We start from the raw sequence: 8,974 nt of genomic DNA, 5'->3' as shown, positions 1-8,974 counted from the left end.
GGCGGTTTCAACGATGTCGCGGGTCTGAACGTTGCCTTCCAAATGCTTTCGATCCCAATTCATGATTTGTGGAGGCACAAAGCCAATGATGCCGATCTTGATCGGATGGGTTGCGCCGCTGCCATCTGTGATCTCACGGTCCAGAATGACATAGGGTTTGACCAGTGTTTCATCGGCGGTCGGGGCGACGCCCATCTGTTTGATGACATTGGCAGACACGACAGGGAACTCGGCGCCGTAAAGGGACTTCATCAAGAACGAAATGCCGTAGTTAAATTCATGGTTGCCCAGCGTAGACGCATCAAAACCCAGCGTGTTCATTGCGGTGATCACAGGGTGACTGTCACCGTCTTTCATACCGCGTTCATAGGCGATGTAATCACCCATCGGGTTACCTTGCAGGAAATCTCCGTTGTCCAGAAGCAGGGAGTTTGTCGACTCCGCGCGCACGTCTTGAATAAGGGACGCGGTGCGCGAAAGACCTACGGTGTCGCGAGGTTTGTCGGCGTAGTAATCATAGGGAAAAACATGGACATGCAAATCCGTGGTTTCCATCAAGCGAAGGTGCGCTTGGTTCGCTGCAGCCGAAAGCGAGAAAGGGTGCATGGCAATAAGCCCTGCTGTACCTGCTAGAAAATGACGGCGGTTTAATGAGAGCGACATGCTGTTCTTCCTTATGACTGAAACAGTTGGTTAGGAGGCGAACTAAAGCCTTTGTGTAATCAAGATGTGTCAGTTTGGGGATTCGCGCAAATCAGGGTTGTAGATTTAGGTATCGAAATAAAAAAGCCCGCTGAACAAAGCGTCCAGCGGGCCGATTTTGGCTAATTTTGTAGCGCTTGTTATTCGCGGCTACCGAAGAGCTGTAGAAGCATCATGAACATGTTGATGAAGTTCAGATACAGGCTCAACGCGCCCATGATCGCGGACTTACCAAGCCACTCCGTGTCACCGTGGTGTGCGTGTGCAACGTATTCTGTTTTGATGCGCTGTGTGTCGTAGGCTGTGAGGCCAGCGAAGACCAAAACACCAATCGCAGAAATTGCGAACATGATCGCAGGGGACGCGAGCCAAATGTTTACGATAGACGCAACGATCAGGCCGATAACACCCATGATGAGGAAGCTACCCCAACCGGAGATATCTTTCTTCGTGGTGTAGCCGTACAGGGACAGGCCAGCGAATGCGATGGATGTGATCAAGAAAATCTGCATGATCGAGTAGCCTGTGAAGACCAAGAAGATCGAGCTGATGGACACGCCCATCACCGCTGCAAACACATAGAACATTGTTTGTGCAGTCGCTGCGGACATTTTGTTGATCATCGCGCCAAAGCCAAAGACAAAAGCGAGCGGTGCAAACATCACAACCCATTTAAGCGGGGACAGATAAAGCGCGGAGCCGAGTGACGTCAGATACTTATCAGCGCCGATTTGCGCGACCGCTTGAGACGGGTCTGTCGTCACTGCAAGGCCAGCGATGGCCCATGCTGCAAGAAATGTGATGAACATGCCAACGGACATTGTGCCGTAGACTTTGTTCATGTGCGCGCGGAGGCCCGCATCGATATTCGCGCCCGCCGATCCTACGCCGCTGCGAATTGTACCATATTCAGCCATGAATATTCTCCAATAGTTGTTGATCCGCCGTTTTGGCGGTCTTGGAACGAATATTGGTGTCATGGGCAACTTTTTCAAGCCCTTAAACAGGAAAAGCGCCCGAAAATCGGACGCTTTTTAAGGGATAGCTTCACGCTCTCTGATTGTGATGTCTTTGATTAACCAGCCCAATGTGACGGAGCATCCCAAACAGAGCGGTTCGCTTCGATTTGTGCTTGTTCACGGGTCAGGCCAACATCGGCAAGGCCATCGGCGTCTAGTCTTGCAAGAGCGCGGCGCGAACGTGCGATGGCGATTGCTGATTTGATCCGCTGCAGGAGTGTTGTGCTAGACGCCGCAGGTGCGCAGATGATCAAGGAAGGGTGTGAAGCGTGTGTGTGTGACTGTGACATTTGAAAACCTCGTTTTTGGTGATGGGTTGGTTGCGATGTATTCTTTCTGTTGATGTATGTGCCATTTCATGGTTCACATTAAAAACGAATAGTTTTGACCTCACATATCACGGATGTTGATGTATTATGAGAAACCTGGATTTAACCGCCCTTCGTTCTTTCGTCGCGATTGCTGAAACTGGTGGCGTTACGCGCGCTGCAGGACTTTTGAACCTCACGCAATCTGCGGTCTCTATGCAAATCAAACGCCTTGAGGAAAGCTTGGACCTCAAGCTTCTCGAACGTTCTGGGCGGCAGGTTGTGCTTAGCCCGTCAGGCGAACAGCTGCTGACCTATGCGCGTCAAATGGTAGGGCTAAATGATGAGATCATTGCAAAGCTGACGGACACGGGTGTTGCTGGTGAAATTTCGCTCGGGGTGCCGCATGACATCGTCTATCCCGTTGTTTCAAAGGTTTTGCAGCAATTCCGTTCGCAGTTCCCCAATGTCGTCGTCAATCTACGCGCATCGTTCACTCGTGAGCTTCAAGAAGGTTTGTCGCGCGGCGAATTTGATATCATCTTAACGACTGAAGAAGGCCTGATGCCACAAGGCGAGACGCTCAGCCGTGCACGCTTGAGTTGGACGGGTGCCGAAGGTGGCACTGTCTGGCGTCAACGTCCTCTGAAGCTTGGGTTTAGCCGTCACTGCATGTTCCGCCCTTTGGTTCAAAAGGTGCTGGATAAAGAGGGTATCGGTTGGGAAATGGCGACAGAAACAGATTCGGATCGTACAATTGAGGCGACGATTGGTGCCGATCTGGCGATTTGCGTTGCGATTGAAGGCACTGAACCGCCGCATCTTGTTCCGATCCAACACGGGGGCACTTTGCCCGACATGCCTGATTCATTGATCAATATGTATGGCGCTGAGCAGGCCCAAACTCCAGCCGTGTCTGCCTTGGCCGAACTGCTGCGACAAGGATACAGTGATCTAAAAGCGGGGACGCGTTTGGGCGCGACTGTCTCGAACCTGCGCGAAGTCAGCTGATCTCATGGCCATCAAGCGCATCGTTGCAAACATTGCGACGCCTTCAGTCGAGCAAACGCGAGATTTTTACATCGCGTTGTTCGATTTGGACGTGGCGATGGATATGGGTTGGATCGCAACGCTAAGCGGTACGGCCAAAACGCCGGTTCAAATCAGTATCGCACGCGAAGGCGGTTCTGGCACTGCAGTGCCAGATTTGTCGATCGAAGTAGAGGATGTCGACGCTATCCATGCACGGGCAAAAAAACTAGAGCTGGCTATTGAGTATCCTTTGACGGATGAACCTTGGGGTGTGCGACGGTTTTATCTGCGCGATCCGACGGGCAAGCTTCTCAACATTCTATCGCATTGAAATCGCCCCTTTGCTCAGAGCGTGCTCATGACAGGAAAAGTGACTGTTTCGCTTTACAGTGACGTATGAGTATTTCGCGGAACGCGGCGAGTTTTTTAGAAGGCCAGACGTCTGGATGCCCGACCACCCAAACATCGGTGTAGGTTTGCGGTTTGAGGATAGGCACCTGAACCATGCCACTGGTTTGGCGACCTAAGAACATGGGCGCGCGCACAACGCCAAGCCCCGCTTGGGCTGCTCCAATCATTGCGACCATGTCATCAAATCGGAACTTGACGCGATTGTTTGGATATCGCTTGTCGATCCCTTTGGGCACATCTGAGTAAGCATCGTAGACAACCCAATCGATCATTGCAGTTGGATCCGCCTTGATCCGTTCTGCGATGTGTTCGTTCGCAAAGCTTGCGGTTTCCTGCTGGAGAAGGCGCAAGCCTATGAGTGAATCCCCCGGTTTGGCACTGATGCGAATGGCAAGGTCGGCTTCTAAGCGGGTAAGGTCCAAGATATCATTTGTTGCGAGAATTCGCAGCTCGACCGCTGGGTACGTGGTTGTGAACTCTTCCAAAACAGGAGAGAGGAAATGCGCGATTAGAAGCTGAGGTGCAGTGATCGTAAGCACGCCGCTCAAGGCAGTATTGCTCCCCTGAATTTGACGCTTGAGATCATGCTCTGCTCTTTCCATTTGCTCGGCATATTCGGCGATTTTCAATGCTACCGCTGTGGGGCGATAACCTTCCGGTAACCGATCAAAGAGCCTTTGATCTAACGCCTCTTCGGCGCGGCGCACGCGTCTTGCGACGGTTGTGTAGTTCAATCCAAGCCTGTCAGCTGCGCTAGCAAGCGATTGGTGACGCACTAGCATTAGTACCGTGCGAATATCATCCCATGCGATGTCCATGCGTGCGTTTTCGCATGAATGAAGTGCAAATACACGCGTTTTTACATGTTTCGATTTGATTATGCTGTGTGCATCAAATCAAATTGGAGACACGAATGATTTTTGCTTATGTTTCACTCGACATTACTAACCCCGCGTCCCTCGCGGAATATCGCGAGGTCGCGGGCGATGCTTTGGCCAAGCACGGCGGTAAAGTCGAAAGCGCGGCGCGCGCGTTTACGGTGCTTGAAGGCGCGCCAAAACAGCCCGATATGGCGGCGATCTTAAGTTTCCCAGATAAAGCGGCTGCAGTGGCGTGGTCCGAAGACATAGCGCTTCAGGACGTGCACAATCTGCGCCGCGGCTCTGGTCAGTCGGACATTCTCTTACTCGGTTAGCCTGCCAACAGCGTAATCGCGGTGTTTGGGATATGGTGCTTCTGCTCAAGTTTGATAGGGTGAAGACCATAATCGAAATCACGTCAGAGGACCGCATGGACAGTGAAGCAAAGGGGTGTTGCACACCCGCGCGTGAGCCAAGTGCGCACGGCGATGTTTCAAAGCCAATTGCTGGCCATGTTTTCCATCCTCAAGCGGCTATTGCGATTGCAGGTGGCAAAGCGATGGTTGGAACCAAAACCCCATTTCTGACTGATGATGGTGAGAGCCCGTTGCGCAGCAAACGTGTCCAGCCTTTCAAAATGATGCAAACGACGGTGACGAATGCTTCTTTCCAGGCTTTCGTCGAAGAGACGGGCTATGTCACTGAGGCAGAGCAATTCGGCTGGTCTTTTGTGTTTCATTCTGATGTGCCCGAATGTATCGGCGCAACACAAGGTGTGGTGGGGACCGAATGGTGGCGCCGTGTGGATGGCGCGAACTGGCGTCAGGTTCATGGGGCAGGTAGTCAAATCCCTTGGGACCCAGATCATCCGGTTACACAAGTTTCTTGGCGTGATGCGACTGCCTTTGCGCAGTGGTGTGGTGGCCGATTGCCGAATGAAGCCGAATGGGAACATGCCGCGCGTGGTGGTTTGGGCGATGTGCCCTTCCCTTGGGGGACCGAGGAGCCCGACGATAAGGACGTCTTTCCCTGTAATATCTGGCAAGGTGATTTTCCGAACAACAACAAGGCAGCAGATGGCTGGCTTCATACCGCGCCGGCCAAATCTTTTGAGCCAAATGGCTATGGGCTTTACAATATGGTTGGCAATGTTTGGGAATGGACCTCAGAACCCTATCGCGTGAAATCGCTTAAGAAACGGGTGACACAACGTTTGGAAGGTATGCGCGGGTTCAAACTTCTGAAGGGTGGGTCATTCTTGTGCCATCGCAGTTATTGCTATCGCTACCGAATTGCGGCGCGTTCAGGCAACGCGCCGGATTCAGCGACGCCGCATCAAGGATTCCGTGTGGTTTGGGACGCTTAGGTGCGCCATCCCAAAACGCGGCGTTCGATCATACTTATGATGCCGCTGCTAATCACACCGAGCAAAGATAGAATAACCACACCGGCGAAAAGCCGTTCCAAATCATAGAGCGAGCCAGCCTCTAGGATGTAGGCACCAATGCCGTATTCCGCCCCAAGCATTTCTGCAGCGACCAAAAGTATGATCGCAATAGCGAGGCTGATGCGCAGACCTGACAGAATGCCGGGCATTGCGCCGGGTAGCACAATTTTGCGCACGATGGACCACCATGAGAGACCAAAGCTCTGCCCCATGCGGATCAGGGTGCGATCCACGTTATCGACCGCGCCGTATGTTGCGACAACGGTTGGAGTGAAGGTGCCAAAGGCGATCAATGCATATTTTGATCCCTCCCCAATGCCGAACCAAATGACGAAGAGGGGGAGCAGTGCGATTTTAGGGATGGGAAAGATCGCCGCGACTAATGGGATCAGTCCAGAACGCATGTAGGAGAAGAGACCAATGAGAACCCCGACACTGACGCCCACGCTTGCGCCGAGAAATGCGCCGATGAACAATCGCGATAGGGAAGGGCCAAGGTGTTTGAACAGCAGCCCGCTATCATAAAGTTCGCCAAACGTGGCCAAGACGTCAGAGGGTTTGGGCATCGTTAGGGCAGATATCCACCCCGCGCGCGTGCCCCATTCTGCGAAGAGGATCAAAGAGACAAAAACAGCAACACCGACCCAGCGATGGGACTGCGGGTTGAAACCACCGCCGCGAAAGGCGACGGATTTACCTGTATTGGGATCAGACATGGATCAACTCCGCATCTGCGGCGCGGGCTTCGTCGCGCATCAAATGCCACAAATGCTTCTGTGCTGCATCCAGATCGGCATCACCATATTCGCGCGTGGCCAAAGGTTTCTCAATCTGGACGATTTCCCGAATTTCACCGGGGCGGCGTGATAGAACAACGACTTGGTGACCGAGGCGTACCGCTTCGGCGAGGTTGTGGGTGACGTAGACAGCGGTAAATGGCTGGCGCGTCCATAGATCTACAAGATCATCCATCAGCAATTCACGGGTTTGACTGTCCAGTGCGGAAAGCGGTTCGTCCATCAACATGACTGCAGGGTTCACGGCCAAGGCGCGCGCAATCGCAACGCGTTGTTTCATGCCGCCAGACAGCTGTTTGGGTAGCGCTTTGGCAAAATCCGTCAGCTTGGTGCGCGCCAAGACATCATCGATAATGGCCTGCGCAGCAGCCCCTTTGATCCCGTGATCCTCGAGGACAAGAGAAATATTGCCCGACACGCTGCGCCACGGCAGCAGAGCAAAATCCTGAAAAATGTAGGTGAGTGGGTTGAGACAACCCTCCGGGGCTTCGCCCAGTTGGAGCACTTGGCCCTTGTTCGGGCGTTCCAAGCCACCAATGAAACGGAGCAGCGTGGATTTTCCGCACCCCGATGGGCCAACAATACACACGATTTGTCCGCTACGAATGTCGAGGCTGATGTCTCGCATCACTTCGAAATTGTCGTAGGAATGACCGATGCCGTCCAAGCGAATGTCCATTGATGCGCCCTTATGAGAGAATGAAAGGGCCGACGTTTCCATCGGCCCTACATAGGCGCGTTACGCGCCGATGATGTTCACGTAAGAACTGTCCACGACTTGATCGATGGAAATATCGGCGTCCACCAGACCTTCGGATTGGAACCAACCCAGTTGATCTTTGATCGAGGCAATATTCAATGCTGCACCTTTGTTCAGACGCATCGTTCCATTGATGATTGATGGCGCTGCTTTTTCGCGTGGGCGATCCGTATAGACATACTTGTGAATCAAATCGACCATCGCATCTTGATCGGCTGTTTTGTCGATCATGGCAGCGGCGTAGTCATCAACACCTTTGGAGAAGCCCGCGAGGAAGCTCTCTGTCATGCCGCGTTCATCGGCTGCGTTTTTGGCAGAGGTAAAGACAGTCGTGACCTGGTAATCGGGCAAATAGTCAGAGACGTTGCCGATGATGTGCCAAGCGCCTGCACCAGCAAGTGGCTTCGCGATGTGTGGCACGATGGACCAGCCATCAACCTGACCAGACTTCATCGCGCCGATAATAGCGCCAACCTTTTGCAGTGGTGTGAAGGACATTTCGATGCCTTCCGCGGCGGCCATTTTCGCGCCCATGTAGTGGAATGATGATCCCGCTTGCGTCACGGCAAAACGTTTGCCCGCAAGATCCGCTGGCGTTTTGACGCCCGCTTGGAAAGCCGCGTCAGAGGCAAGGAATTTCTGACCATCGATGCCTGCTTCTTCGCTGAGCGCACCGCCGATCACTTTGATCGCGCCTTTGTCTGCGAGGCTGATCAAACCGCCGGACATTGCTGTCACAGCGTAATCCACATCGCCAGATGCGATCGCAACGGCCATGGGCTGCGCGGCTTGGAAGAACTCAAATTCTACATCAAGGCCCGCTTCTGCGAAGTAACCGCGCTCTTGCGCGACGAAATTACCTGAGTGGGATGTAAAGCGCAGTGCGCCCACTTTGATTTTTTTATTGCTGGCGATTGCCGGAGCTGCAAGCCCCGTTGCAGCCAATGTTCCGCCCATCAGGGCAAGTGCCTTACGGCGATTTAAATTGGTCATAATATCCTCCCAGAGACCTAATTATTTTGTACCGAGTTCTGCCTCGATATCGTCTTGTAAAAGCGCGAGTGCCTCGTCGTTTCGTTTAGCCAAAATTGCGTCCATCAGTGCTTTTTGGCGCGCCTTGCGTGCGTCCCAATTCAGTTTGCCTTCACGCATCTGCGCGAGGCGAAACCGGCGACTTTGATCGAAAAACTTGCGATGTAAATCAATCAATCGCGGGCTTTCGCAAGCGTCGATGATGGCAACCGCAAAAGCGCGACAGGCTTCGTCCCACTGAAGGGCGGTCAAATCATCAGGTGCATTCGCAACATTGGCCTCGGCTTTTTGCAAACCGTGATGTGCAGCAACCACGCGGCCTTCCCAAGCCACGTCGCCGAGTTCCATAGACCGCATCAGCGCCAATTTTTCGATTTCGATCCGTACCATTTGAATATCGCGCAAATCATCCTCTGTAGCCGAGGTGACGCGAAACCCGCGCTGGGCTGTGGCTTCAACAAGGCCTTCGCTTGATAGAATGCGAAGTGTTTCCCGCATGGAATGGTTTGAGCCACCATAGCGCGTGCGCAACTCGTGCAACTTTAGTTTTTGATCAGGCAGAAGCGTCCCAAACGCGATGTCCTTGCGCAGGGCAGAGGCCAAGAG

At 53.1% G+C, this 8,974-nt stretch carries 12 protein-coding genes; 4 read left to right on the top strand and 8 right to left on the bottom strand.

Annotation, left to right across the window (positions count from 1 at the left end):
- From ABJQ89_RS15060 to ABJQ89_RS15050, 3 genes are all read right to left on the bottom strand, one after another.
- Positions 1–663, bottom strand: a 663-nt coding sequence (locus tag ABJQ89_RS15060; RefSeq protein WP_348497003.1) for a metallophosphoesterase, incomplete at its 3' end; no start/stop codon positions are given.
- A 179-nt stretch (positions 664–842) separates the two neighbouring features.
- On the bottom strand, positions 843–1,619 hold the full coding sequence (locus ABJQ89_RS15055) for a Bax inhibitor-1/YccA family protein (protein WP_348497002.1): 777 nt from the start codon (positions 1,617–1,619) through the stop codon (positions 843–845).
- A gap of 158 nt (positions 1,620–1,777) precedes the next feature.
- Positions 1,778–2,011, bottom strand: a complete 234-nt coding sequence (locus tag ABJQ89_RS15050; RefSeq protein ID WP_348497001.1) for a DUF1127 domain-containing protein — start codon at positions 2,009–2,011, stop codon at positions 1,778–1,780.
- Between the two features lie 126 nt (positions 2,012–2,137).
- On the opposite strand from ABJQ89_RS15050, the gene ABJQ89_RS15045 reads away from it, so the two are divergent.
- Positions 2,138–3,040, top strand: a complete 903-nt coding sequence (locus ABJQ89_RS15045; RefSeq protein ID WP_348497000.1) for a LysR family transcriptional regulator — start codon at positions 2,138–2,140, stop codon at positions 3,038–3,040.
- Between the two features lie 4 nt (positions 3,041–3,044).
- A complete protein-coding gene (locus ABJQ89_RS15040; RefSeq protein ID WP_348496999.1) occupies positions 3,045–3,392 on the top strand; it encodes a VOC family protein in 348 nt (115 codons plus the stop codon).
- Between the two features lie 25 nt (positions 3,393–3,417).
- Here the strand turns inward: ABJQ89_RS15040 and ABJQ89_RS15035 are convergent, their stop codons facing one another.
- Positions 3,418–4,290 (bottom strand): LysR family transcriptional regulator, encoded by an 873-nt coding sequence (locus tag ABJQ89_RS15035; RefSeq protein ID WP_348496998.1) that lies wholly within the window; start codon positions 4,288–4,290, stop codon positions 3,418–3,420.
- 95 nt (positions 4,291–4,385) lie between these two features.
- Here ABJQ89_RS15035 and ABJQ89_RS15030 point away from each other — a divergent pair, with 95 nt between their 5' ends.
- Positions 4,386–4,667, top strand: a complete 282-nt coding sequence (locus ABJQ89_RS15030; protein ID WP_348496997.1) for a DUF1330 domain-containing protein — start codon at positions 4,386–4,388, stop codon at positions 4,665–4,667.
- 95 nt (positions 4,668–4,762) lie between these two features.
- Complete coding sequence (locus ABJQ89_RS15025) at positions 4,763–5,698, top strand: formylglycine-generating enzyme family protein (protein ID WP_348496996.1); 936 nt, start codon at positions 4,763–4,765, stop codon at positions 5,696–5,698.
- Here the strand turns inward: ABJQ89_RS15025 and ABJQ89_RS15020 are convergent.
- The 4 genes from ABJQ89_RS15020 to ABJQ89_RS15005 all read right to left on the bottom strand — a co-directional run.
- Complete coding sequence (locus tag ABJQ89_RS15020) at positions 5,695–6,495, bottom strand: ABC transporter permease (RefSeq protein WP_348496995.1); 801 nt, start codon at positions 6,493–6,495, stop codon at positions 5,695–5,697. The genes ABJQ89_RS15025 and ABJQ89_RS15020 overlap by 4 nt on opposite strands.
- Positions 6,488–7,255, bottom strand: a complete 768-nt coding sequence (locus ABJQ89_RS15015) for an ABC transporter ATP-binding protein (protein WP_348496994.1) — start codon at positions 7,253–7,255, stop codon at positions 6,488–6,490. Before ABJQ89_RS15015 ends, ABJQ89_RS15020 begins: the two co-directional genes overlap by 8 nt.
- 60 nt (positions 7,256–7,315) lie before the next feature.
- A complete protein-coding gene (locus ABJQ89_RS15010) occupies positions 7,316–8,329 on the bottom strand; it encodes an ABC transporter substrate-binding protein (RefSeq protein WP_348496993.1) in 1,014 nt (337 codons plus the stop codon).
- 21 nt (positions 8,330–8,350) lie between these two features.
- Positions 8,351–8,974: GntR family transcriptional regulator (locus ABJQ89_RS15005; protein WP_348496992.1), on the bottom strand; the 624-nt coding region annotated here is incomplete at its 5' end.

It is taken from the genome of Planktotalea sp. (genome assembly GCF_039984035.1).
GTDB lineage: Bacteria > Pseudomonadota > Alphaproteobacteria > Rhodobacterales > Rhodobacteraceae > Planktotalea.
This window is presented reverse-complemented; position numbering and strand designations above follow the sequence as displayed.